The following is a 23,072-nucleotide window of genomic DNA, read 5'->3' on the forward strand; positions in this document are numbered from 1 at the left end:
GCCTGCGCCCGACCGTGGCCCAGATGTCGCCGCTGGTCTCGGCGAACCGCTTGGCGACCAGCCGCAGCGTCTCACCCGAGACACCCAGCCGTGCCGCGATCACCTCGACAGGATCAACCTCGCCGGTCGAGGTGTCCAACGCGAGCAGCACCTGCGCCCGCCTGATCATCGAGGCCGGATGCACACCCGTGGTGGTGACCCGAACCAACGCTTCACGATCGGCCGCGGTCAAGGTGACCGGCCGCTTCTTCTGTGACGGCATGACTTGTCCTGACCGGCAGAGGGGACGAGGAAGATCTGCCAACACCAGCCTGCCACACCCCAGAACTAAACAGCGACGGTCTACTAGTCGTCGTCGTCTCGGTCGCCAACCGGTGCGCCCTGGTGGTGGTCTGCCGGCCGTCGACGTCGCGGCGGCGGCCGATCAGCCCGTCGAGTGCCCGTTGCGCGACGCCGGCCACCTGGTCGCCGACACCACCAGCGGTGGCGTTGCAGGCAGGGCACGGCCCGCGGCCGCGGCCATGTCCGACCATCCGGGGTCCGCGGCACCGCGGGCAGACGGCGGTCATCGCCGGCCCCGCCGTCCGCGGTACTCGTAGCCGCGGGCCTTCATGTCCTGCCGGCCGCGGGCTTCGGCGGCGAGGACGGCGGGCAGCTTGGCCGGGTCGACGTCGGCGAGTACGGCTTCCCGGTAGCCGTTGCGGTCGAGGCCCTCCAGGATTGAGGTGATGACCGCGTCGACCTGGTCCCGGGTGAGGTCGCCGGCCATCAGCGGCCACCGCTAGCGGTGTCGGTCCGGCCGTGAACCCGGTCGAGGCGGGCGAAGTACTCGTCGGAGCCGAACTCGACCTCGGCGCAGCGGCACGACGGCCCGCAGATGACGCAGGTGGCCATGTCCGGAGAGATCAGGCCGCCCAACGCCTGCACCGCCTCGACGGCGTCCGTCGGACTGCCGCTGATCTTCTTCTTGCCCATCGGGTGTCTCCTCTCGGGATGCCGCCAGGACGGCCCTGGCGGGGGTGGTGCGCTGTGGGGTCTGGACCCCTCTACCGGCTCTACTTCGCAGGTCAGAGGGCTCTACCGGGCCCGCTACCGGGGTAGTGGGGGCCCTCTACGTCTGGGCCTGCGGGTCGGTGTGGGTAGCGGGGGGTCAGCCGGCCGGCGGGGTAGATGGGGCCCCCTCTACCGGGCGGGCGGCGAGGACTTCGGGGGGGATGGCGCCTTCGATGTCGCGGAGTAGCCAGCCGGCCCGGTTCTCACCGTTGATCTTCACTTGCTTCATCGTGCGGACGACGCCGGCGTCGTCGAGTTCCGCGGCGAGCTTGGTGCTGTCCCACTCGCCGTAGGTGTCCTCGTCGATGTTCACCAGCGCGGGCAGGAGGTCTTCGGTCCACATCCGGGACCGTTGTCCGAACGCCTCCATGACGTCGCCGATGATCTGCGGGATGGTGTAGCCGGTCTGGGTGGCGGCGGCGCCGATGTCCCCGCATGCCTGCCCGGTCAGGGTGCCTTCGGCCAGGCGCAGGGCACGGCCACGCTGGCAGATCACTTCGAACTCAGGGTTGTCCAACAGGTCGGCTTTGACGGTGACGAACGACGCCGGCCCGGTGACCAGCACCCCGACGCCCTTGTGTTCCTCGGACAGGATCGAGGCGTCCGCGCCGGCTTTCGCTTTCCCGTCGCCGAGGACCATGTCCGAGCTGGTTTTGTCTGTGACCTGTGTGGAGTACCGGTAGGTGACGATCTCGCGGAGCTTCGTCGGCACCGACTTGGCGTCGGGCCGCTGGCTCGCGTAGACGGGCATGATCCCGGCGGCCGGGCCGCGGCGGGCGACCCGCGCGAGCTTCCCGATGATCCGCTGCCGGTCCTTCTCTTCCTCGACGGCCTCGAAGTACTCCTGAAGTTCGTCGATCACGAACGGGATCAGTGGCAGGTTGTATCGACGCATGATCTGCGGGGTGAGTTTCCCTTCCGGGCACACCGATGACGGCAGGCTCGCGAGCAGCGCGAACCGGCGGGACATCTCGCTGATCAGCGCGTCGAGCATCGCCTCGAACGCTTCGAGATCATCCGGGTCGGCGCCGGAGACGTACCGGTGGGCGACCTGGGCGACGGCGCGGAAGTCGGCGCCGCCCTTCCCGTCAGCCAGCCAAAGCTGAGTCCACGGGTCGAGGACGGCGGCGGCGACGAGCAGCCGCATGGAGAACGTCTTCCCCCGCCGGGGCAGACCGCCGAAGAACGCCGACTGCCAGAGCAGCAGGATGTCGATGCGGTTGCCGCGGGCGTCCTGCCCGAACGGCACGGCCTTCCAGAAGTCGAACCGTTCGACGTCGATCAGCAGCGACGGGGTGGGCTTGCCGATGTACGGGTCGTCGTCGGCGATCCACAGCGACAGCCGCCGGCCGTGGCCTCCCTCGTGGGCGCGGACCCTGCGCATCACCAGTTGGATTTCGTCGACGCTGAGTTCCGCGGCGATCGTCGGCAACTTCCCGATCGCGTCGGCGGCGGTCTTCCCGCCGCCACGGGGCAGGTCGATGAGGGTTTCCCATCCGCGGTCCAGCCGGTCGCGGACGATCGGCGCGCGGAGCACGAGGCTGCTGTCCGCGCCACGGAGCAGACCGGCGGCGCGGAACGCATCGTTCAGATGGGCGGGTGCCAGGTCGGCTTTGGTCTCCCGTTCGATGCCGGCCACCAGCGGCGCGCCGGCTGCCCGGCGGCGGCGGCCGGCGATCCCGGCGGCGCTGATCGCCACCACCCCGGACAGTGCCGGCACCCACTCGCCGGCCATGACCGCGCCGATGGCTTCGGCGATGCCGGTGCCACCGAGGGCGCTGCCGGTGATGTACCAGCGGACCTTCCGATGGTCACGGACGACGAACACGTCCTTGCCGAGCTTGCCGCTGTCGGCGTCGCGGAGTTCGACGGCGAGGTCTTCGGCGTTGACCCAGGACCACCAGAACCGGCCGGCGCGCCAGCTTCCGCGGGCGACTGCTTCGGGGGCCCGCCACGTCGAGCGGACCGCGACCCGTCCGGCGACCCGGGCGCTGTGCCGGGCGGTGGCCCGTGCGACGGTGCGGCTGGTTACCCAGGCGGGCAGGCGGATCGGGTCGGCGATGCGGGTGCGGGCGGGCAGCGGCGCCGGCCGGGCGGCGGGGAGGACTTCGCCTGCCGCCACCGGGGCCGGTTCCGCAACCTCGACGGTGTCGGCGGGTTCGACGGTCGGTGTCCACGGGCCGGCCACGACCGTGCCCCCGCGTCCCGGCTCGGCGTACTCGGTGCTCATCGGTCGTCGTCTCCTCTCGGGGTCCAGCCGGGGACCGGCATGTCAGCGGGAAGAAGCCAGGTGGAGGCGCCGAGGGGGCGGATACCGGCCGCGGTAGCGGCGGCGACATCAACCCGTTCGGCGGTGGTGACGACGACCGCGACGACCAGGCCCACCACGCGCAGGGCCAGGACGACGGCGGCGAGCAGACCCAGGCCGATCGCGACATACCAGCGGAGCCGTCGAAGGTCGCCGCGGACGTCGCCGCTCATCCCGCCGCCTCGTCCTTCACCAGTGACAGCGGCTGGCGGCGTGCGGCGTGCTCGGACAGCAACCTTTTGGCGCGGACCTGACCGACACCCAGATGGGTTGCGGCGCCGCGAATCGACAGGCCGGCGGCCGCCTCACCGAGCGCGTCGAGGGCGTCGAGCAGTTCGCTGTCCGACCGTGCCGGGGCGGCCGTGCCCCGGGCGGCGGGGGGGATCGCAACACCCCGGTTGGGGCGCGCCCCGGGGTGCCCCGGGGATAGCCGTTTCGCCTGGTCCGGTGCTGTTCTCCCGGGTGCCTGGTCGGGTGCTTCCAGGGCGGCCACAGGGGTCTTCTCGGCGATGCTGGGCGTCGTGTCCGGGGCGACGGCCACCGCCGGGGCGGGCAGCACCTCGGGGGCGGGGATGGCAGCCGGGGCGGCGGGGATGTTCGGGGTGGCGTGCACGTCGACGGTGCCGTGCGGCGGCCGCCGTGACGCTTCCATCGCCAGCAGCTCGGCGGCCGCCCGGTCCTGGGCGCGGGCGACCTGGCGGCGGACCGAGGCGACGGCGAGTTGCGCGCTGGCCGTGGAGATCTGCGCGGCGACCCACTGCGCATCGTCCGGGGACAGTTCCGGCCGGGTCACCCTGCCCAACGTCCACCACAGGGCCTTGGCGGCGACGCTGACCGACGCGCCGATCGCGGCGACAGCCAGCCCACCGGACCGGTAGCCCTCCATACCGATCGCGGTCACGGTCACCGCGAGCAGCGCCCAGCCGACCCGGTCGACGATCGCCCGGCGGTCCGGGCGGAACCGGACCATGAACGCCATCCCCAACGCCGCGCACCACGCCAGGTCGAACACCCCACCGGCGAGATACGCGGTCCACGTCCCCCGGAGCAGATGGGCGATGGACACCGTCGACCAGGTGATCGAGACCGTGGTGAGCACGAGGACCAGGGCGACGACGGCGCGGGCGGCCAGCACGTCAAGGTCCCGCGGGAGAACGGGCACGGCGACCTGGCGGCTGCGGGTGACCGGTGCGCTCACCCCATCGACGGTGTGGCTGTCGGTGTACTCCTCCGTTTCGATCTTGTATTTCATGCCGCCACCACCTGACCGGTGATCCCGGCCGCCGCGAACGCGACCAGGGCCACGCCGAGCAGACGCAGACCGGTGCGGTTACGGGCCCACTTGATGGCGACGACCGCGGCCAGGCCCTCGGTCTGCCGGTCGGCGGCGTCGATGTCGACCGGCGTGCGGTCCAGCACCGCGGTCAGCACCCCGGCGCGGGCGGCGCGGACGGCATGCCAGCAGTGGAACGCCGCCGCCGGCACGCCGGTCTCCCGCGGAATCGACGGGCACAAGCTGCCGCCCAGCGCGGCGATGCCGGCGCCGGTGGCGGCCATCCCGATCCACCACAGCACCGCGACCGTGACCGGCAGGCTGCCCGGCGACCAGGACGTCACCAGGAACCCGGCGGCGGCGGTCGCACCGGCCATGACGATCCCGACCTGCCCATCCGAGCGGGCGGCTTCGGCCCGCATCGAGGTGATCAGGTCGGTGCGGGTCCGCATCCGGGTTTCCACCGTCGTGCGGGTCACGCGGCTCATCGGGTTCCTTCCTTTCGGATGGTGCGGCGAACGACGAACCGGATGGGCCGCGGGCAGTTGGGGTGGCCCCGTTCGGACGTGTAGGAGGCGCCGCAGCGGTCGCAGCGCAGCCAGCGGACCCGGGCGAAACGGGACATCAGCGGCCCCCGCTCTTCCGACCGTCGACGATCACAATCCAGCGGCGGGGGTCACCGTCCGGGTCGGGGAGGGTCGGCCACGGCCGGCCCTGGTCCGCGCTCATCGGACGTCACTCGGCCGGCCGGTAGCGGTGCTGTTCTGGGCGTCCAACTCGGCGAGCCGGGCATCCAACTCGGCGTCCAACTCGTCGAGGCGTTCCTCGACGGCGCGGGCGGCAGCGATCAGGGCTCGGATGCTGCGGGCGGCGAACTCGACGCTGTACGGCATGGTCAGGGCGCCGATCAGGGCGGGCATGTGGACGCACAGAGCCGACGAGGCGATCAGATGGGTGCCCGCCCTGTCCCTGCCGGCGACCCGGGCGCGTGCCTTGGCCAGTTCCTCGGCGGTCGGCTCGAGCTGGGCGGCGGTGAACAGCGGCTCTTCGGTGCTCATCGGGTCACCTGCTCGGCGGCGGCGGTGACATGGGCGGCGAGGATCGACAGGGACAGTGCGATGGACGCGAGAGCGGCGCTCTGCACCTCCCCGGCACCTTTCGGGTTCCAGGCGAAGGGAACGCCGTCGAGGGCCTGGCGGGCGAGCCGGGCCGCTTCGGTGATGCTGTCGACCTGGTCGGCGCTCATCGGCTGATCTCCTTCGCGGCTGTCTGCTCGGCGGCGGGTAGGGCAAGGGCGGCGGGCCGCTCGACAGGCTTCGGCCGGGACCGGCTGTCGCCGTCGGCGGCGTCGAGGATGTTGAGGCGTTCCTGGGCGGCCAGGTCCAGCGCCCGCAGGAACCGCAGCTCATCGGCAACGAAATGGGCATTACCACTGCGGACCGCGGCGATGATCAGCCCGACATGGCCGGCGGATCGGGCGCCGACCGTCGCAAGCACACCCATGGCGCTGGTGCCGGCGACGTGGAGGCGGGCGGCGGCCATGTCCTCGGCGGTGGGGTCCAACTGGCAGGTGGGGAGCAGCGGCCTACGGATCGGCCTGCGGACCCGGGGTGCACGCGGGCCGGCCATGCCGAAGCTGACCCGGCCGGCGGCGGGGTCAACCTGCGCGCTGCCGATGATCGTGCCGGCGGGGATGGCGGCGATGGCGGCGCGGAGGTCGTCGACGTCGGCGCCCTGCTCGACGGTGATCGCCCACTCGTCGCGGTCGCCCCGGCTGTGGGCTTGGGTGAGGTGAACGGCGGCGGCGCTCATCGGACGCCTCGGGAGGCGAGTTCCGCGTCGAGCATGTCGACGATGAGAACGGCGGCCAGGTCGAAACCGCCGGCCATGCCGGGGCTGATCTGGCGGCGGTGCCGGTCCAGGGTCGAGCGGGTGTTGCCGCTGCTGCGGAGTGCGGCGGTGAAGGCGTCGATCGCCGCGGTGGCTCCGGCGTAGGCGAGTTCGGCGTCGAGTCGCGTCGAGAACGGCAGGGTTTCGTCCTGGGCGGTGGCGGTCATCGCGGCCATTTCGGCCATGAGGAGGTCCATCGGCGCGAGCTTCGCGGCCGGCTGCTGCCGGTCGAGTTCGACGAGGTCGGGGTGCTGGGTGAAAATGTTGGGCACGGCTGGTCTCTCCTGTGTGTGCAGGTGATGTCTGGTCGAGGCCCTCGTCTGGTGGTTGCACACCGGCGGGGGNCGTTTTNGTGCTGGGGCTGGTTACGCGGCGTCGGGGGTCGTGCTGCGGCCGGCGAGGATCGCGGCGAGCGTCGACCGCCGGTAGCGGCGGCTGCCGCCGGGCAGCTCGATCGAGTCGACGTCCCCGTTCCGGGCCCAGCGGGCGACGGTGGCGACGTCGACGCGCAGCGCGTCGGCGAACTCGCCGGGCGTCAGCAGCGAGTCGGCCTCGGTGCTCTGCGCCTGTTCGGTGTTCACGGTTTGTCGGCTCCTGTCGTGTGCGTTCGGTTCGACAGGCAGGACAGTAGTTGACCCGTCTAGACAGGTCAACGTGTGGGATCAGGAATGCTCACCTGTGTAACCGGCTAGACCTGTCAAGACAGGTTGAGTGATCACCGGGTAGCTTCGTGTCATGAGCGAGGAGTTCGGGCGGCCGCTGTACCTGCGCATCGCCGACGATCTACGACAGAAGATCGTCGGCGGCGAGCTTGCGGACGGCGCCCGCATCGACTCGGAAAGCCGACTGGTCACGCAGTGGTCGACAACCAGGTCAACCGTCCGCCAGGCGCTCGAAGTGGTGCGCAGCGAAGGGCTGATCGAGAAGCAAATGGGCCGCGGGGCCTTCGTCCGCCGCCGCCCCACCGCGGACTCGCGGCGCATCCTCCGCAACCGCGGCGTCCACCGCGACGAACGCGGGTACTACTTCGACCCGGCCGCCGCCGACTGGGTCGCGCTCGCCCCGCCCGTGCTCTCACGCGGAACCGCGCCGCGGGACATCGCCGACATGCTCGGAGTGCCCGCAGACACCCAAGTGGTGATCCGGGACCGGCGCATGGGCCCGGCCGGCGGCCAGATCTTGCACATCTCCACGTCGTACCTACCGGCCGACCTGGCAGCCGGAACCCCGCTGGAAGCCATCAACACCGGCCCCGGCGGCATCTACGACCGTATGGAACAGGACATGGGCCTACGGCTGTCCTGGGTGGACTACTACGCGGCACGGATGCCGACTGCCGACGAGGCGTCGATCCTCGGCGTGCCGATCAGCGTGCCACTGCTGCGGATCATCCGGGTGACGGATGACGAGTCCGGCCGTGTCGTCGAGGTCAACGACACCCGCATGTCCTCGGAAAAGTTCATGGTCGCCCGGCCGCTGGTCCGGGCCGCGGAGGCGTAGCCGAACCCGTAGGGGTCCGCTCCGACTGCGCGGCGGCCCGCCCTCGACGCGAGGGGCGGGCCGCTGCTCGTGCCAGGGAGTTCAGATCCCGCCGCCGGGCGGATCCGGTTCACCCTGAAACACGATCAGCGTCGCGCCCACATGCGAGAGGGTTTCGACCAGCCGGACATCCGCCGGAAGGTACCGGGCCAGCGCGGTGGTCATCTGCGCCGCGGTGGTGTCCAAGTCGACGATCGCCGTATAGCGGCCGGTGAGCCGCGAGAAATGGACGCTGACGCCCGGCATCGCCGGCACCCGCCCCCGCTGCGGTGACGGCTCGAAAAGCTCACCCTCGGCTGGCGTGGCCTGGCCCTGCTCGTCGCTCGTCGCGGACTGCTCAGACAACGGGGATACTTCGGACATCGGTCGGCTCCCATCCGGCCAGGCCCCGTTCCGGTTGGCAGACCGGGCGGGGCCGTTCCATGTCACGCATCCGGGACGGCACGCGACGGTCCGGACACGCTAGCGCGTCACCGGATCCGGAGGAAGAGCGCGGACCACGGATCCGGATCCGCGCCCAGCATCCGAATCCATGGCCAGCAGCAACGGACCGGAGACACGGCCGGCGACCCCCGCCGACCTGATCGGATTCGGTGAACTACGCGAGCTGCTCGGCGTCGCCCGATCCCGGGCGCACACGATCAGCCGCGACCGGGACTTCCCCTCCCCCTGGTATGCGGGTGAGAAGGAACGCCTGTGGCTGCGCGCCGACGTCGAGGCATGGTTGGACCGGCACCGGCCCGGATGGCGGCAGACCACAGGCTGACCCGGTCCCCGCTCAGACCGCCCCCACGCCCTGCTGCAACATCTGATCCAACGTGGCGACGAGATCAGCGTTGGCGCGGTGAACGATCCGCTCGAACTCGGCCGGATTCGACGCACCCCGCGCGTCGATGTTCTGCACGATCGCCCCGGGTGCGAACGTGTACCCGCCGCTGCGGCTCGCGACGGACACCGCGGACTTCGGTACCACCCATTCGTCGCGGCCCGTCCCGTTCGCCGCCAACGTCAAACCCGGCTTGAGGGGGCCGCCTTGGTCGTACCAGTGCGGGTCGCGGGACAGCCACGTCGAGTAGGCGTTCGCCGGGCTGCCGTACCGCTGGCCGATGTAGTCAAGCATCCAGCGGAGCTGCACGTGGTAGTCGTTGCGGTTGCCGTACGAGTCGTATTTGGAGGCGGGTAGTGCCTGCGCCAGCCCGTAGGCGCCGGACGACCGGTTCAGCGCGGCCGGGTTCCAGCCGGCCTCACCCATCTCCAAAGCGTTGAAGGCGTTCCACTGGTTCGCCCAGCCGTGCTGGGTGAGGAGTTGCATGGCGTACGCCTGGATGTCACCGGTGGGGGCTGCGGCGACCGGTGCTGTGGCGGCAGCGGCCTTGTCTTTGCCGTCTTGGCCGCGGAGCAGGTTGACGATGGCGTCCATGGGTCGTTCGGCGAGCCGGCCGGCGGCACCCTTCCAGTCCTCGCCGGTGCCCAGGGTGGCGTTGACGGCGGCGCGGATCGGGATGAACGCGGCGCTGGCGGCGTCGGCGAGGGCACCACGCACCCAGTGCACCGCGGTTCCGAGGACGTCCAGCGTGCCGGAGCCGAGGGACTCCAACGTGTCGATCGGGTGGAGGATCGCATTGCCGATGGTGCCGAGGATGCTGGTGTCGCCCCCGTCCTTCATGCCGATCCCGCGGGCCTGCGTGCCGCCGCCGAACAGCCGGCGTAGGGCGAACATGGCCTGCTGGCCGCCGGCGGCGGCAACCTCGGCGGCGGTCCACACATGCTCCCCGGGCATCAGCATCGCCAGCACCGAGTCGCGGCCCGGCCGACCGCCGGTGATCGGCCCGCCAGCGGCGAAGCCATGGACCTCGTCGAGGGGCTGTTCGTGGACGATCCCCGCAAAGGCGTTCCACACTTTCCGGATGCCGCTGTTGTAGACCGGGTTGATCAGGAAGTTGATGGGGGCTTTGAAGATCTCCTTCAAACCGTCCCACGCGCCCTTGATCCATCCGGTGGCGGTTTTCACCGAGTTGGTGATATCGTTTTTGATCCGGTCGAACCAGCCGGTCACGTCCTTCCACAGGTTCGATGCCGTCGTCGTCATCTCATGCCACAGGCTGGTGAACGGGCTGGACACCTCATGCCAGATCCGGCCCGCGATCCCCGTCACGTCATGCCACAGGTTCGTGAAGAAACCGGCCACGTCATGCCACAGGTTCGACGCGAACCCGGCGACATCATGCCAAAGATTCGTGAAGAACCCGGCGACGTCGTGCCACAGCCTCGTCGCGATCCCCGTCACGTCATGCCACAGGCTGGTGAAAAACCCGGCCACGTCATGCCACAGCCGGGACGCGAAGCCGCTAACGTCGGACCAGAGACGCGAGAAGAACCCGGCCACATCGTGCCAGATTCTCGATGCGAACCCGGACACATCCGACCAGATCCGGGAGAAGAAATCGGAAACGTCATGCCACACCCTCGACGCGATATCCGTCACGTCATGCCACATGCGGCTGAAAAAGTCGGAGACGTCATGCCACAGCCGGGACACGAACCCTGAAACGGCCTCCCACATGTCTTTGAACGCAGCGACGATCCGATCCTTGTTGTTCACGATGATCACAACGATGAGGCCGAACGGACCGGTCAGCAGAACCAGCAGCAGCCGCCAATGCCGGCCCACAAAGTCGAGAACATCGCTCACCACCCGGCTGATCGCGTCGTACACATCGTGGAAGGCGTCGCCGACCGCGCGGGCCATGCCCTTCACGATCCGCACCGAGTCGTCCCACATCCGCTGGAACCAGCGGCCCACAGCCTTCGTCGCATCCTCCACAGCGTCGAAAGCATGCGCGAACGCATGGCCCACCGACCCTGCCAGATGCTCCGCCCCGTGGAACGCATCCGAGAACGCCCCGCCCACCTTCTTCGCCGCGTCGACGACGGCGTGGAAGGCGTCGACCAGCCCATGCCAGATTTTTTCGGACATGTGCGCGACCCACAGGGCGGCGTCTTTCAACGCCCGGCCGACCGCGTTGACCGCATCGTGGAACCAGCCGACATGCCGGTACGCCAGGATCAGACCGGCGACGAGACCGGCGATCGCCAGGACGATCAGCATCACCGGGTTCGCGTCCAACGCCGCGTTGAGAAGCCAGGCGGCGGCAGCCGTGATCTTCTGTGCTGCTGCCGCTGCCAACACCGCCGCCTTGTAGGCGACAAAGGCCCCTGCGATCCCGTAGACCAGATCGCGGGCCAGGCTGCCGTGATCCGAGATCTCCTTGAGGACGTCGGCGATCACATGGATACCAGCGCCGACCACCTCACCCGCGGCCTTGGCGATGTTCTTCAACGCCGGTTCGATCTCCACGAAAATTTTCTTCGCAGCGTCACCGGCGCGGAACACATCGGTGATGACCCCGGTGAGTTTCCGCATGTTCTGCGACTCGCCGGACGTGTCACCTGACGTGCGGGCCTTGTTCGCGATCCCGACGCTGTCGATGCCCTTCGAGATCGCACCGAACGCCCTGGTCCCAAGGTCCGCGGCTGAGCCTTGGATGCCCCGCGTCGACTGCCCCACTTTGATCAGGAAGCTGTCGAACGCCCCCTTCATGTCGGCGATCTTCTGCTTCGTTGTCGTCGCGGTCGTGTCCCACGCCCCACCGAACTCGTGGGCGCCTTTCTCCAGCTCCGGATACTTGGATTGCAGCCGGTCAAACTGGTCGACGAGGATGTTCACGCCGGTTCCGGCTTTCTTACCGAACGCCTGGGTGAGAACGTTCCCGGCTTCGTTCGCGCCGATCCCCGCCGCTTTCAACCGGTTGTGAAGGTCGGTGATGGCGGCGTTCAGGCCGCCGCGTTGCATGTCCTTCGCCAGCGTGTCTTGAGACAGGCCCAACTGTTCCAGCGCGGCCTTACCTGCCTTCGCGGGGACGGCGAGGGACTGCACGGTCATCCGAAGCTGCGTGCCGGCCTGCGCCCCGCGAATGTTGTTGTCACCCAGGACGGCCAAGGCGGCGCCGACATCTTTGATGCTGAGCCCGTAGCCCTTCACGACCGCCACAGCGCCAGTGCCCATAGCATCTGCGAGGTTCTGCATGGACATGTCACCCGCGCCGACGGTGGCGTTCAAATAGCCCATGGCTTCGTCGAGGTTCTGCACGCCGGGGATGTTCGCGGCGACCGCCGACGTGAGCGCGTTGGTCACATCGACAAGGTCTGCGTTGCCGACCCGGGCGCCCTTCGCGGCGGTTTCGACAAGGGACAGGGCCTTCGTCGAGGTGATCCCCAGCGACGAAAAGTTGCTCTCCACATGGAACAGCGACTCTGCGAGGGAATCAGGGTCGGCGCCGACCTTGCCGGCGAGGTCGAGCACACCGGCGCTCAGCGTCCCAAGCTTCTCCTTCGACACCCCGGCCTGGCTGTTCAGCCGGGTGATCGCAGCGTCGAACTCGTTTGCCCGCTTCGAACCCTCGTAGATCGCCCCGGCGACACCGGCGACCCCGAACAGCGTTCCGAGCTTCGCTGCTTCCAACGCGAAGCCTTTGACGCTGCCGAGCATCCCACCGAACGCGCCGCTCGCCGTCGCGCCCACAGTGGACAGGCGGGTTCCGAACGCGGCCGCCGACGACTCGGCGTCTTTCAACCCGTCCCGTGCTGCGGTTGCTGCGAGCCGTGTCCGGCCTAGGCCGCCTTCAAGCTTCCCGGCGTCCGCCCCGGCCGAGGCGAGTTTCCCGCCGGTGCCCGCGGCAGCAAGCCCGGCCGCGCCCAGCTCGCTGGCAGCACCGGCCGCGGTCTTCTCCGCGCCGGCCATCTGCCCGGACATGCCGGCGGCGGCCAGGCCCACCCCGTCGAGCTGTTTTCCGATCTGGGCGCCGATGTTGGCGAAACCTTTGACGACCGGGATGATCAGAATCTCAGCGGTGCCCACCACGGCCATAGGTCACAGCCCCCGAACGGGCCGGCGAACATAGCGGACGACCAACTGCCCATCGGCGTTGACGGCATGCTCTGAAATCCGGCCGGCGGCGGTCTGCTCGGCGGCCACCGTCAACGCCCGAACAACCTGGGCGATCGTGTCCTCAGCCGGCGGCGGCGCAGTCCGGTACACCTCGGCTAGCCCGCTCAGGAAACGGCCCGGGGACCAATGCTCCGGAACCTCGGCGAGGAACCGGTCAACCTCCGGCGGGCTGGTGAGGAAATGCCCCCCGGCGGGGTCGGCGATCGTGTGGGGGGTGAACGCGTCGAGGCGGGGATCATCGTCGCGGATGGCATGTTCGACCCGGCCGGCCAGCCGGCGGAGTTTCCCAGCGTGGGCGGCGGTGAGCGGCCCGGGATGGCGTCCGTGCCAGACGGGTTGGGCGATGGTCGCGGCGATGTTCCGCAGGCTGCCTGCGACCGTGTGGGGGGTGTTGATGGGCATCGGGTGAACCGCTTCCGGGCAGGCCAATGGGAATTGGCGTGCCCGTCGGCGGATTCACCAGCCCGGCGGCCTGCGGGAGCTACGCTCCCGGAGCCATAGCAATCGTATCGTCGGTGTCCTATTCGGACGGTTTGCCGCGCCGTAGATGCGCCCGGTTTCCGGCCGCATTCCACGCTCCCCGATCCGGGAAGCATCACCGCTTCGGCCCGCCCCCTTCACGTCGAGGGCGGGCCGCTCTGGCGGTGCCAGGAAGATCAGGCGCCGCCACCGGGCCGCGCCGCTTCGGCCGCAGCGAGGACCCGATAGACGGTCGCCCGCGACACGTTGAACGTCTCGGCCAGGTCAGCGATCGTGTGCTCGCCCGTCCCGTGCATCTGGCACAACCGCCGCTGGTTCGCGGCCGACAACTTCGGCTGCTTACCGCGTAGCTTCCCGTTCGCCTTAGCGACCTTCATGCCCTCGCGGGTGCGCATGCGCAGCAGGTCGACCTCGAACTCGGCGAACGTGGCCAGCATCGAGAAGAACATCTTGCTCATCGGGTCGGACGGGTCGTGGATCGTGCCGCCGAGCGAGAGGCGGACGCCCTTAGCCTCCAGTTCGCTGGCGATCGCATGGGCGTCGACGATCGACCGGGCGAGCCGGTCCAGCTTCGGGACGACGAGGGTGTCACCGGCGCGGACGGCGGCGAGGGCCTGGTCGAGTCCGGGCCGGTCGCGGTTGGTGCCGGTCAGGCCGTGGTCGGTGTAGATCCGTTCCTCGGCGACTCCGAGTTCGGCGAGCCGGTCGCGTTGGGCGGTGAGGTCCTGGGCGTCGGTGGAGCAGCGGGCGTAGCCGACGAGGATGCCGGCGGGGTCGGTCATGACCCGAGTGTACGTATAGCCCCCCTTCAATGCGACAGTTTGCGGACGGGTCTTATGAGACACCGATCGTGCTGGTGGCGTGATCCACGGGCGGTCACGGCCGGGTGTTCGTAGAACGGTCCCCTTACGAACACCCGACCGTGGCGGACCGGGGGTGACTGCCGGTGACTGTCGCTGCCCCGGGTCGGCCAGCTATGCCGCTGGCCGGCGGCAGGCAGCAAGCCACGACTCCACATCGCCCGCACTGACGAACACCCGCCGGCCGACGGTCCAGCTCGGGATCCGCCGCTCGGAGGTGAGCCGGCGCGCCATCCTCGCCGTGATCACCGGCCAGCGGTCCGGGATCGCAGCCCGCGGCACCAGGTCGCCCGGCACCGCCTCGACGACATCAACATCCGCCATCTCAACCTCTCTCATTCCGGCATCGCCAACGAACCGCCGATACCCACCGGGCTGGACGGGGCGGCAAGCATCCCGAGGCGCCGGGAGATGACCCCCACCACTTGTGGGTCGTTGACGTCGAGCCCAAGGTCACCGACGACGCCTTCGAGCGTGCCGATGAACTTCTCCTGGTAGGCGTTGACGAACCGCTCCTGGCTTTCGATCACACCCGCGTCGATCGTGGTTTTCGCGACCTTCGCCAGGTGGGCCCGTTCCTCACGCCACAACCGGATCAAGACGCCGATCTCGGTGCGAGTCCCACCATCCGCCGTCCCCACGGTGTCGACGAGCTGAACATCATCACCGTCCACGGCACCGCCGTTCCGCCGGATCTCGTCCTCGACGAGCATCACGAACGCCACGGACCGGCCCACCTCGTCGGCCAGGGCGAACATCGGATTAGTGGGGATCACCTCACCGAACCGGACCCGACGGGAACGCACCATCCGGGTCGCGTCGTCCTCGAACCGCTCGCGAGCGGCGGCATACCGGCCGGACGGGGTCTCACCAGCATGGAAGCGGCAGTGTCCCGAACCGAGGTGGGATGTCCCAGCACCGGAACGTTTCCGGCACCAGCCGGGAACACCCTGCCGGGTGACCTTCGCGTTGCAGAACCCTGCACGCGGGCCGTCCTCGTCGACCACGACCACGACCTCCCTTCCGTAACTTTGGGTGATGATTCTCATGGGCTGGGCCGAAAATCCGGCTTCTAGCCGCTTTTCTGTGACCTTCTGTGCCCGGCGGGCGGGTCGCGGCCGGGCAGGCTCACACCCGGCCGCGACCCGCACGCCGTCAGTTGAGTACGCCGGTGGCCCGGTTGGCGGCGTCCGCGAGGGCTGCGGCGACCCGGGCGGCTTCCTCCCCAGTGAGGACGGCGGTCACTACGCTGGCCGTGCCGTCCGTGCTGTCGGTGGTCCGGAGCAGGACCAGCGGCATGCCGCCGGGCTGGACGCCGATGGACACGTCGACCTGGTCGCCGGTCAAGGCGTCGACCGTGGCGATGTCGGTGATGGTCGGCGGGACCGTGCCGGTCTTCTGGCAGTGCTCGGCGAGGTCGGTTCGGAGGCGTTCCGCGCCGCCGCTGAGGGTCGCGACGAGCGCATCAAGGTCGCTCATCGTGCAGTCAGCCAGGGGTTTGCCGAGGTGCTGGCGGGTGGCGGCGTCGATCACGCCATGTCGGTCGTCGTTCATCAGGTTCTCCTTCGGGTTCGGGTGGGGCGGCCCCGGGGATGCCGGGGCCGCGTCGCTTCCTCGGTCAGCGGTTGGTGCGTCGCGGCAGGGTTTTCGCCGGCGGCACCGGCGGCTTCGTCGCCACCTTCCGGGCCGCGGCCGCCTGGCCCTTGCCCGTGCCGGTCGCCTTCGGCGCCGCCGCGGTCTTCGGCTTCGCCGCGGTCTTCGGGCTGGTCGCCGCGGTCCGGGCCGCAGTGGCCTTCGCACGGGCAGCATCGGCAGCGAACTTCCGGCTCTGCGCGGCGCCAGCAGCGATCCGGGCTCGGATCTTGGCGACACGCTGCCGGCGGGCGGCCTGCGCGTAGACGCTGCTCACCGCCGGCTTGCTCGCCGTGGCCGTGGCCGCGGGAACAGCCTTCCGGACCGTCGCGGTGGGGTTGGGCCGTGGGGGTGTTGCGGGCATCGGAGCTCTCCTTATGTGCTGGTGAAAGGGTTTCGGGGGTGCCGGCAGGCCGCCGGGTCAGGTGTACGAGCCCGTCGTCTCGATCTGGTCGGCGATCGCGCGAATCCGCGCGACGACATCGGCGACCGCGGCACCCGTGGAAATCGACACGTGGATTTCCGGGGCCTGCGGCGGCGGCCCTGCAGCAACCACCCCGGTCAGCGGGACACGCACCCCCGCGACGAGGACCACGCCGTCGTCTTCGATCTGGGGGCCGGTGACGTTGCTGCGGCCGATGGTGCCCGCGGCGAGTTCAGCGAGGATGATCAGCCGGCCGCGGAGAACGGCGGACAGCTCGTCGCCCGCGATGGGGGCCAGGGCGTCGGCCTGGTCGCGGTCGAGGTCGAGAAGCTGCTCGGTGAACGTGACCGTCTCCTGCCACCAGCGGTTGGCTGCGGCGAGGGCTTCGGTGGCGGCGGGGCCGTGGCTGCGGGAGCCGTCCCCGTAGGTGGTGACCTCCAAGTCAGGGCCGCCGGGCTTGAGCAGGGTGTCGCGGTAGCGGGCGGTGCGGGCGTGGTGGCCGTCGAGAAGCTTGCCGACCTGGTCGCGGATCGAGTCGGGCAGGCCGTCGAGGCTGGCGGCGAGCGGAACGGTGCTGGTGATGGTCATCGTGGGGTCCTCTCGGTGGTGGGCGGGGGGTTCGCGGTGGCGGCGGCGCATCAGCCGGCCTCGTCGTCCGGGTCGGTCGGTCCGGCGTCCGGTCCGAACCCGGCGGCCATCCGCGCCACCTCGGCGAGATCCCGGATGCGGTCTGCGGCTTCGATGGCGGCGTCCGCGTCGCCGTCGAAGTACGACCAGCCGCCGCGGTCGACGAGGGTGACCTGTGGTTTGCCATCGGCGAGATGAGCGCCGACGTACAGGTCGGACTCGTCGGTGATGGGGCTGGAACCGAGATCGACGATGGTGGGCTGGTGGCTGCCGGGGCCATAGAGCTCGTGGGCCATGGTGTCGATGGCGTGGGCTTCGGTGGCCCTGCGGATGCTGGACACGGCCTGCTGGGCGATGGCGAGGACCTGGTCGCTGCCGGCGGCGGCAACGGCGATCAGGTCCAACGATTCGGCGACCGACGCGAGCCGAGCGGAGCCGGCGGCGAGGCACGGCCGGCAGATCCACTGTCCTGCCGTGAGGTCACCGGTCGGGTAGCGCAATGGGACGACGTGGGCGCGGAAGCTGGCGTGGCAGAGGCCGCAGGCGAACGCGGCACCGGTGGGGAAGATGTCGAGGTGGATGGCGTACGGGGCGGCGTCAGCCGGGCTGGTCTGCTCGGTCATGCGATGATCTCCTTGTTGGGGTTTCGGGAAGGCGGCGCCGTGGCAGTCACCACGGCGCCCACCCGGATGGGTCCGGTTATGCGGGCTGCACCGCCGGCACCGGGTGACCAGGCAGCAGGAGCGCGACAGGGAACCCGGGCTTGCTCGCGCACTCGGCGCACGCCCGCACGGTGACCGCCGTCTTCCCGACCGGCACCAGGCCGTTGCCCCAACCCGCGGGGTCCAGGTCGGCCAACGCCGGGTGCACCTGGTCTTCGGGCACGCCGAGACCGAGCAGTCCGGCAAAGATCCATTCGGCTTCACCCTGGAATGCGAGACCGGTGTCGGTCGGACGAAGGCAGGCGATGCAGGTGCCGCGGTGGTCGCCCTGCAACCCGGCGGCCGGGATCGGGCTACCGATCTGGCCGGCCTGGCGGTCTGCGTCACGTCGCCGTCTGGCCTGTCCCATGTGATCTTTCCTCTCGTTGTGGTTGATGTTTGGGGTCTGCTGCCGGGGCCCTGGTGGTCCGCGGACGCTGCTGCTGCCGGTCATCGGCTGGTTTCGCCGGTCGCGGTGCTGTGGACGTCTTCGACGCCGCTGGGGGTCCGGCAGCCGGGGCGGTGCTCGATGATCAGTGCGCCGGGATGCTCGCGGTCGGCTACGGCGGTGTTGCGGCACCGCGGGCAGGTCCAGTGGGCCGGGCTTCGGGGGCCGCGCCACGATGCGCGGGGCGCGTCAAGATCGGTGCTCATTGGGTTTCCTCGTTTAGGTGGTCCCACTGCCGGCCGCAGAGCGGGCAGCGGCCGGCGGCGTGATGGGGCTGGTCGGGGGCGTTGTCGCAGCCCCACGCCCGCCGGGTACGGCGCCCGGGCACACCGGGCTGCACCGTGAGCGGGTCGACGCCTTCGGATGGGCAGCCGGTCCTGTAGACGCCGTCGGGTTGTTCGCTGCGGTCGTGGGGCTGGACCAGGAAGACGCGGCGGAGGAAGTGCCCGGGGGTCTGTGATCGGGCGGTTTTGTGCAGGGTGCTGTAGCCGACCACCCTGCTGGGGCCGGGCCAGCGGATGGGGCGCTGCCGGGTGTTGGCGAAGGCGTATTCGACTTCCCGGACGTAGGGGAGTCGGGTGATGTCTTCGGTCCAGACGATCGCCTGTTCGGCGGTGGCCATGTGGCTGGTCCTTTCCGTGGCGGACGGCGCCGTTCGGGTGTTCCGGTTCGAGGTGTGATCGCAGACCGTGACGGGCATGCCGATGTTTCTTCGGAGCGGCCCGCGTATACCTCTCTGTTGTTCCGGCGGGTGCGTACCCCCGGTGGGCGGCGGCCGACGATCCGAGTAGTTGCAGGTCAACACCAATGTTGATGTTCCTGTGGTGGGGGTACGCACCGCCTTGGCTGGGCGCGTACCCCCCGGGTGTCTGAAGCCAGGGGGTACGCACTTCGGTGAGAGCCCGCGTACCCCCCGTTTCCGCAGGTCAGGACGGTTGTAGGCGGGGGTACGCACCGGGCGGGAAGAGAGGGAGGCATATACAGCGGCGCCGGAAAAGGGAAGGCGCTGAGAAACGGTGATCGTCACTCGTCGTCGCCTTCCTTGCTGTCGAGGGACGGCGCGGCGAGGACGGACGGCCTGAAGATGTAAAGCCGGACCGCCGAACCGGCGATCTTTTTTTTCGGGAGGTATGGGGGTCGGTAGCTGGCCTCCTCGACCAGATGTCCGGCGTCACGCCAGGCGGGGACGACGGCGTCGAGGACGACGCCGTGGCGGTCAAGTTCCGCGCGGAGCCGGGCGGGCAGCAGACCGACAGCGTCCTGGTCGCCGACGGTTAGGACACGGCCGATCCACCCGCCGTTCGGTTCCGAGTACATGACCCCGGGGCGCCACAGGCCCACCGGGTGGGCTGCGACGATTTCCCGGACAAGGTCCAACGCCATCTCGCCGCGGTTGTCCTCGGCGTCGTCGGTGACAAGAAGGTCGCGCCAGGTGTCCATGGGTAGCGGTTCGAGGGGAACGATGCCCCAGCCGCAGATGCACCGGTCGGCCAGCGCCAGGGCGGCGACCATCGGTGCGCGCCGTCCGGACATGCCTGTGGTGCCGGCGAGCTGCTCGGCGAGTTCCTGATGCCGGGCGCAGATCCGGTCGGCAGCGTCATCGGCGGCGAGTTCGGCGCGTAGCCGCTCGACGAAGGCCGGGCCGGCGGTGCCGTAGTTGCTGGTGACACCGGCAACGATCTCTTGGGCGAGCCTGCCGTTCTCCGGGCTGTTGTCGCCCATGGGGGCGGCCCGCAGGGAGAGGACGCGGGCCGCCGCGCCTTGGGATGAGGTGAAGGAGAGGGCTGGCCGTTCCCCCGTCGAAATGATGATCGTTTCCCAGGGGAGGCCCGACGGCCAGCCGCCGCCACGGTGCTGCCCATGATTCCGGGGCACCGAGTACAAGATGGTGTCGACGATCGAGGGGTCTTCGACGAGCTGCGATTCGTCAAATGGCACTGGCATGCCGCGGACGGCATTCAGACGAAACTCGGCCGCCAATAGCTTCGTCCGCCACGAATGCATCCCATCCGACTTTTCGCCCGGATCTGCCCACGGCGACAGGCCGACACGGGCCGCGGTCGTCTTCCCGCGACTGCTGGTCCCGGCGACGTCGAGGACGAAGCTGTCCAGGCGCAGAACGCGAAGCATGGCGGCGGCGAACCCGGCCGCCAGGACCACCCGCACCGCTGGGAACGGCTCAATCAGTTTGATCGTCCGCCGCCAGTCTTCGAGGCTGCCCGCGGGATGATGCGCTGCGATGTAAGGAACCTGCTCCGGGTACTTCGGTTCCAGCGGAAGCGGGCTGTCCGCGGCCGGTAGGAAGCTGCCGTCGGGCTGCCAGCCCAACCATCGGGCCAGTGGCTCCCGGGGGATGACCTCCTCGTTTGCAGCCTCAACGGCGGCGAGCCAGCGTTCCGCGGCCTTCGCGTCCGCCTCGATGACGGGAAGACCAGCGTCACCGAGGGCTTGCACCATGCGACGGCCGGACTTCATCGTCGACTTCGGGACGGTTCTCCGAATCCACCGCCCACCGGTCCGCCAGGCCAGTTCGACGCCCTGCGCGCCGTCCGGGTCAACGAGGATCCGGAGTGGCACCAGCGGGGCGTAGGCAGCCCGCTGCGGCGTCCCCTCGGCGGGGACGAAGAGGACCCCGTCGTGGCTGACGTCGTAGCTTGCGGGCACGGTGAACCCGTCGGGGAGACCGAGGCCCGTTGCCCAGGCCATCTCTCCACGGCGTAGGGCCCGCTCTTCGTCGCGGTCCTGCTTTTCAAGGTCGGCGCGTTCCTGCTCGAGGCGGACTCGTTCCCGCGCGCCCCGCTGGTGTTCCTTGTCGAATTCACCTTTTGTGATCAGGCGGGTTTTCGTGTCGGGGCCGGTGAGCCGGTCGCGGACCCGGCCGACGGTTGCGAAGTCGACGCCAGTCAGGCCGAGGTTGTAGACCGTGCTGCGGACCCTGTCGGCTCTGTCGATCAGGTCTTCGACTGCGGTGAGGTCGGCGGCCAGGGCGTCGGCGTTGACCGGGCCGGGTGAGGGCAGCGGCGGCGCGGAGTTGTTCAGGGCGTCCAGGATCTGGATGTCGGTGGCGCCGTCGCCGGTCGTCACTGGCCGCTCCTATCGTTGGGGGTGAGGCCGCGTGCGGCGGCGCGTGCGGCGGCGTCGAGGGACAGTCCGCGGTTGTGCGCCGCGCGGATCAGGGGGATGACAAGCCGGGCCCGGCCGGGTTCGCCTGCGACCTGCCGGGCGGCCCAGACGAGACGGCCTCCGACCTTGCTGGCCGGTCCGCCGTTGGCGACGAATTCGGCGAGCCGACCGGGGTCGGGTGCCGCGTCCCTGCGGGCGCCGTAGCCCTGGGTGGCGAGGTCGCGGGCGGCGGCGGTGTGATCTCCGCTGTGGAACAGCACGGCGTACGCACCGAACTTGGTGTACGGGACCTCAGCTTCAAACTCGGTCGATGTCGAGAAGACGAACAGCCGGTCGCGGCTGGGGTCCCGTCCGGTGGTGGCGGACGAGCCCCGGTCTTTGCCGGGACGGCGCCAATACCCCGTCCGGCCGTGCTGGGCGACGTGTACCCATCCGGCGCGGCCCAGGATCTGATCCCATCCGACCCGCTCGAAGTCGTCGCCGGGGCGAAGTTCCCCTTCAGGCAGTGGCCGCAGGGCGCGGGGTGCTGTCTTGGGCGTTTCGGGCTTGGGGATCCGGTCGGACATCCGGCAGAGGTTCCGAATGGCCTGCATCTGCTCGGCGGGGATGGTGGGGATGGTGGCCGGGCTGCCGGTCAGGCGGCGGTATGGCCTGCCGGTGGCGTGGACGAGGCCGCCGGACGGTTCGATCACGCCGTAGCCGCCGTGCCCGCGGGTCTCGATGAGTACCCGGACGATTTCGGCGGCCGGGTTGGCGGCGAGCCGGTGCCGCTCGTTGGCGGTCAGCTCGTCGGCGCGAGCGAGCCGCCTGGCGAGCTTGGTGTTCCCGGGGACGGGGGCACCGTCGATGCGGGCGCGGAAGTGCAGGCCGCCTGAAGGTGACTCGGTGACCCACCCGCGGCGAATCGCCTGCCAGACCTCGCCGAGACCGGAGGCGTCGGCGACGGCGTCGACTTCGGCGAGGATGCCTTCGGTGATGGCGCGGCCCTCGAATTCGATCATCTCGACGTTTCCGGAGACCGGGCCGTAGACGACGCCGATCCCGCCGGGCTGCTCCCCGCGGAACCAGCGGCGGTGTTCGTCGGGGGTGGACCGGGCGGTGATGTACCGCGTCCAGGTGGCGACGTCCGGCGCCTTGGTGCCGTTCGCCTTGACGGGCAGGACGCAGAGGCCGGCGGCGTCTGCTTCCTCGGCGGCGCCGAGCAAGTCGGAGGCGGTCACCACGGTCCCCGCTGTCCGACGACGCTGGTCGGGCCGAAAATTTCCTCGACGAACTCGACGACGTCCGCGAGGTGTTCTTCGGGCACTTCCCAATGCGCGACCACGTACGTGGCGCCGGGGAGGGCGCGGAGGTTTTCGATGAGGTCCCGGTCATACGGGGCGTAGACCTCGACGCCGGCTTCGGTGACCTCGACGCGGGTGGGTCGGGTCTGCTGCCGGCCGGTCATGCTGCGGCCTGCAAGGCGATCCGTGCCGCGTCGCCCGGGTCGAGGCCGGCGGAGGTGAGGGCCAGGGTCTCCAGTTCCCACCGCGCCCAGCTGCGGGGGGCGGTGGCGCGGACAGTGCGGCGTGCGGCGGGGAGGCGGCGCAGAACATCGAGGGGCACGACGACGGCGCGCGGGCGGCCGTCGGCCCGGTCAGGCGGCGCGACGGGGGGCGTAGACGGTATCTTCAAAGGAGAGGTCCTTGGTGAGGGCTTGAATGTTG

At 70.0% G+C, this 23,072-nt stretch carries 30 protein-coding genes and 1 pseudogene; 2 read left to right on the forward strand and 29 right to left on the reverse strand.

From position 1 onward, the window contains the following. From FF36_RS25890 to FF36_RS25945, 12 genes and pseudogenes are all read right to left on the reverse strand, one after another. Positions 1 to 262 (reverse strand): annotated as a pseudogene (locus tag FF36_RS25890) (helix-turn-helix domain-containing protein); the annotation flags it as partial. Between the two features lie 303 nt (positions 263 to 565). Next, positions 566 to 769 (reverse strand): hypothetical protein, encoded by a 204-nt coding sequence (locus FF36_RS25895; RefSeq protein ID WP_044887800.1) that lies wholly within the window; start codon positions 767 to 769, stop codon positions 566 to 568. Continuing rightward, positions 769 to 975: a hypothetical protein gene (locus tag FF36_RS25900; protein WP_044887801.1), complete on the reverse strand. Its 207-nt coding sequence runs from the start codon at positions 973 to 975 to the stop codon at positions 769 to 771. Before FF36_RS25900 ends, FF36_RS25895 begins: the two co-directional genes overlap by 1 nt. 175 nt (positions 976 to 1,150) lie before the next feature. Beyond that, complete coding sequence (locus FF36_RS25905) at positions 1,151 to 3,283, reverse strand: P-loop NTPase family protein (protein WP_044887802.1); 2,133 nt, start codon at positions 3,281 to 3,283, stop codon at positions 1,151 to 1,153. Further along, the gene (locus FF36_RS25910; RefSeq protein ID WP_044887803.1) at positions 3,280 to 3,534 is read right to left on the reverse strand and encodes a hypothetical protein; all 255 of its coding nucleotides are present in this window, start codon (positions 3,532 to 3,534) and stop codon (positions 3,280 to 3,282) included. The genes FF36_RS25905 and FF36_RS25910 overlap by 4 nt, the downstream gene beginning before the upstream one ends. Beyond that, on the reverse strand, positions 3,531 to 4,613 hold the full coding sequence (locus FF36_RS36160; protein WP_044887804.1) for a hypothetical protein: 1,083 nt from the start codon (positions 4,611 to 4,613) through the stop codon (positions 3,531 to 3,533). The genes FF36_RS25910 and FF36_RS36160 overlap by 4 nt, the downstream gene beginning before the upstream one ends. Next, on the reverse strand, positions 4,610 to 5,122 hold the full coding sequence (locus tag FF36_RS25920; protein ID WP_044887805.1) for a Pycsar system effector family protein: 513 nt from the start codon (positions 5,120 to 5,122) through the stop codon (positions 4,610 to 4,612). The genes FF36_RS36160 and FF36_RS25920 overlap by 4 nt, the downstream gene beginning before the upstream one ends. Before the next feature lie 237 nt (positions 5,123 to 5,359). Further along, positions 5,360 to 5,692: a hypothetical protein gene (locus tag FF36_RS25925; RefSeq protein WP_044887806.1), complete on the reverse strand. Its 333-nt coding sequence runs from the start codon at positions 5,690 to 5,692 to the stop codon at positions 5,360 to 5,362. Beyond that, positions 5,689 to 5,880, reverse strand: coding sequence for a hypothetical protein (locus tag FF36_RS25930; RefSeq protein WP_044887807.1), 192 nt, complete (start codon positions 5,878 to 5,880; stop codon positions 5,689 to 5,691). Before FF36_RS25930 ends, FF36_RS25925 begins: the two co-directional genes overlap by 4 nt. Next, on the reverse strand, positions 5,877 to 6,446 hold the full coding sequence (locus FF36_RS25935) for a hypothetical protein (protein WP_044887808.1): 570 nt from the start codon (positions 6,444 to 6,446) through the stop codon (positions 5,877 to 5,879). The genes FF36_RS25930 and FF36_RS25935 overlap by 4 nt, the downstream gene beginning before the upstream one ends. Beyond that, complete coding sequence (locus FF36_RS25940; protein WP_044887809.1) at positions 6,443 to 6,796, reverse strand: hypothetical protein; 354 nt, start codon at positions 6,794 to 6,796, stop codon at positions 6,443 to 6,445. The genes FF36_RS25935 and FF36_RS25940 overlap by 4 nt, the downstream gene beginning before the upstream one ends. 93 nt (positions 6,797 to 6,889) lie before the next feature. After that, positions 6,890 to 7,105: a helix-turn-helix domain-containing protein gene (locus FF36_RS25945; RefSeq protein WP_044887810.1), complete on the reverse strand. Its 216-nt coding sequence runs from the start codon at positions 7,103 to 7,105 to the stop codon at positions 6,890 to 6,892. Between the two features lie 154 nt (positions 7,106 to 7,259). On the opposite strand from FF36_RS25945, the gene FF36_RS25950 reads away from it, so the two are divergent. Next, entirely contained in the window at positions 7,260 to 8,024 is a 765-nt protein-coding gene (locus FF36_RS25950; RefSeq protein WP_044887811.1) for a GntR family transcriptional regulator, read from the forward strand. An 81-nt stretch (positions 8,025 to 8,105) separates the two neighbouring features. Here the strand turns inward: FF36_RS25950 and FF36_RS25955 are convergent, their stop codons facing one another. After that, positions 8,106 to 8,426 (reverse strand): hypothetical protein, encoded by a 321-nt coding sequence (locus FF36_RS25955; protein ID WP_044887812.1) that lies wholly within the window; start codon positions 8,424 to 8,426, stop codon positions 8,106 to 8,108. Between the two features lie 169 nt (positions 8,427 to 8,595). Here FF36_RS25955 and FF36_RS25960 point away from each other — a divergent pair, with 169 nt between their 5' ends. Continuing rightward, positions 8,596 to 8,829, forward strand: coding sequence for a helix-turn-helix transcriptional regulator (locus FF36_RS25960; protein ID WP_052681444.1), 234 nt, complete (start codon positions 8,596 to 8,598; stop codon positions 8,827 to 8,829). Between the two features lie 12 nt (positions 8,830 to 8,841). Here the strand turns inward: FF36_RS25960 and FF36_RS25965 are convergent, their stop codons facing one another. From FF36_RS25965 to FF36_RS35105, 16 genes are all read right to left on the reverse strand, one after another. Beyond that, positions 8,842 to 12,990 (reverse strand): phage tail tape measure protein, encoded by a 4,149-nt coding sequence (locus FF36_RS25965; RefSeq protein ID WP_044887813.1) that lies wholly within the window; start codon positions 12,988 to 12,990, stop codon positions 8,842 to 8,844. A 3-nt stretch (positions 12,991 to 12,993) separates the two neighbouring features. Next, positions 12,994 to 13,473 (reverse strand): hypothetical protein, encoded by a 480-nt coding sequence (locus FF36_RS25970; RefSeq protein ID WP_044887814.1) that lies wholly within the window; start codon positions 13,471 to 13,473, stop codon positions 12,994 to 12,996. Between the two features lie 254 nt (positions 13,474 to 13,727). Beyond that, complete coding sequence (locus FF36_RS25975; RefSeq protein WP_044887815.1) at positions 13,728 to 14,333, reverse strand: recombinase family protein; 606 nt, start codon at positions 14,331 to 14,333, stop codon at positions 13,728 to 13,730. Between the two features lie 192 nt (positions 14,334 to 14,525). Then, positions 14,526 to 14,735, reverse strand: a complete 210-nt coding sequence (locus FF36_RS25980; protein WP_044887816.1) for a MerR family transcriptional regulator — start codon at positions 14,733 to 14,735, stop codon at positions 14,526 to 14,528. Between the two features lie 11 nt (positions 14,736 to 14,746). After that, the gene (locus FF36_RS25985) at positions 14,747 to 15,418 is read right to left on the reverse strand and encodes a hypothetical protein (RefSeq protein WP_206778481.1); all 672 of its coding nucleotides are present in this window, start codon (positions 15,416 to 15,418) and stop codon (positions 14,747 to 14,749) included. A 148-nt stretch (positions 15,419 to 15,566) separates the two neighbouring features. Beyond that, positions 15,567 to 15,965, reverse strand: a complete 399-nt coding sequence (locus tag FF36_RS25990) for a hypothetical protein (RefSeq protein ID WP_044887818.1) — start codon at positions 15,963 to 15,965, stop codon at positions 15,567 to 15,569. Positions 15,966 to 16,029: 64 nt separating this feature from the next. Then, positions 16,030 to 16,407: a hypothetical protein gene (locus FF36_RS25995; protein WP_044887819.1), complete on the reverse strand. Its 378-nt coding sequence runs from the start codon at positions 16,405 to 16,407 to the stop codon at positions 16,030 to 16,032. 57 nt (positions 16,408 to 16,464) lie between these two features. Beyond that, positions 16,465 to 17,055 (reverse strand): hypothetical protein, encoded by a 591-nt coding sequence (locus FF36_RS26000; protein ID WP_128423393.1) that lies wholly within the window; start codon positions 17,053 to 17,055, stop codon positions 16,465 to 16,467. 50 nt (positions 17,056 to 17,105) lie between these two features. Further along, a complete protein-coding gene (locus tag FF36_RS35605; RefSeq protein WP_044887821.1) occupies positions 17,106 to 17,717 on the reverse strand; it encodes a hypothetical protein in 612 nt (203 codons plus the stop codon). A 76-nt stretch (positions 17,718 to 17,793) separates the two neighbouring features. Further along, complete coding sequence (locus FF36_RS26010) at positions 17,794 to 18,165, reverse strand: hypothetical protein (RefSeq protein ID WP_044887822.1); 372 nt, start codon at positions 18,163 to 18,165, stop codon at positions 17,794 to 17,796. An 80-nt stretch (positions 18,166 to 18,245) separates the two neighbouring features. Further along, positions 18,246 to 18,449 carry a hypothetical protein gene (locus FF36_RS26015; RefSeq protein ID WP_044887823.1) on the reverse strand — a complete coding sequence of 68 codons (204 nt, stop codon included), beginning with the start codon at positions 18,447 to 18,449 and terminating at the stop codon, positions 18,246 to 18,248. Then, a complete protein-coding gene (locus FF36_RS34520; protein WP_199865503.1) occupies positions 18,446 to 18,865 on the reverse strand; it encodes a DUF6009 family protein in 420 nt (139 codons plus the stop codon). Before FF36_RS34520 ends, FF36_RS26015 begins: the two co-directional genes overlap by 4 nt. A gap of 401 nt (positions 18,866 to 19,266) precedes the next feature. Then, positions 19,267 to 21,327 (reverse strand): DUF927 domain-containing protein, encoded by a 2,061-nt coding sequence (locus FF36_RS26025; RefSeq protein ID WP_044887824.1) that lies wholly within the window; start codon positions 21,325 to 21,327, stop codon positions 19,267 to 19,269. Next, complete coding sequence (locus FF36_RS26030) at positions 21,324 to 22,586, reverse strand: bifunctional DNA primase/polymerase (RefSeq protein WP_157871739.1); 1,263 nt, start codon at positions 22,584 to 22,586, stop codon at positions 21,324 to 21,326. Before FF36_RS26030 ends, FF36_RS26025 begins: the two co-directional genes overlap by 4 nt. Next, entirely contained in the window at positions 22,583 to 22,813 is a 231-nt protein-coding gene (locus tag FF36_RS35610) for a hypothetical protein (RefSeq protein ID WP_044887825.1), read from the reverse strand. Before FF36_RS35610 ends, FF36_RS26030 begins: the two co-directional genes overlap by 4 nt. Further along, the gene (locus FF36_RS35105) at positions 22,810 to 23,040 is read right to left on the reverse strand and encodes a hypothetical protein (RefSeq protein WP_128423394.1); all 231 of its coding nucleotides are present in this window, start codon (positions 23,038 to 23,040) and stop codon (positions 22,810 to 22,812) included. Before FF36_RS35105 ends, FF36_RS35610 begins: the two co-directional genes overlap by 4 nt. Positions 23,041 to 23,072: the final 32 nt, after the last annotated feature.

The sequence above is a fragment of the Frankia torreyi genome (assembly GCF_000948395.1).
Classification (GTDB): domain Bacteria; phylum Actinomycetota; class Actinomycetes; order Frankiales; family Frankiaceae; genus Frankia; species Frankia torreyi.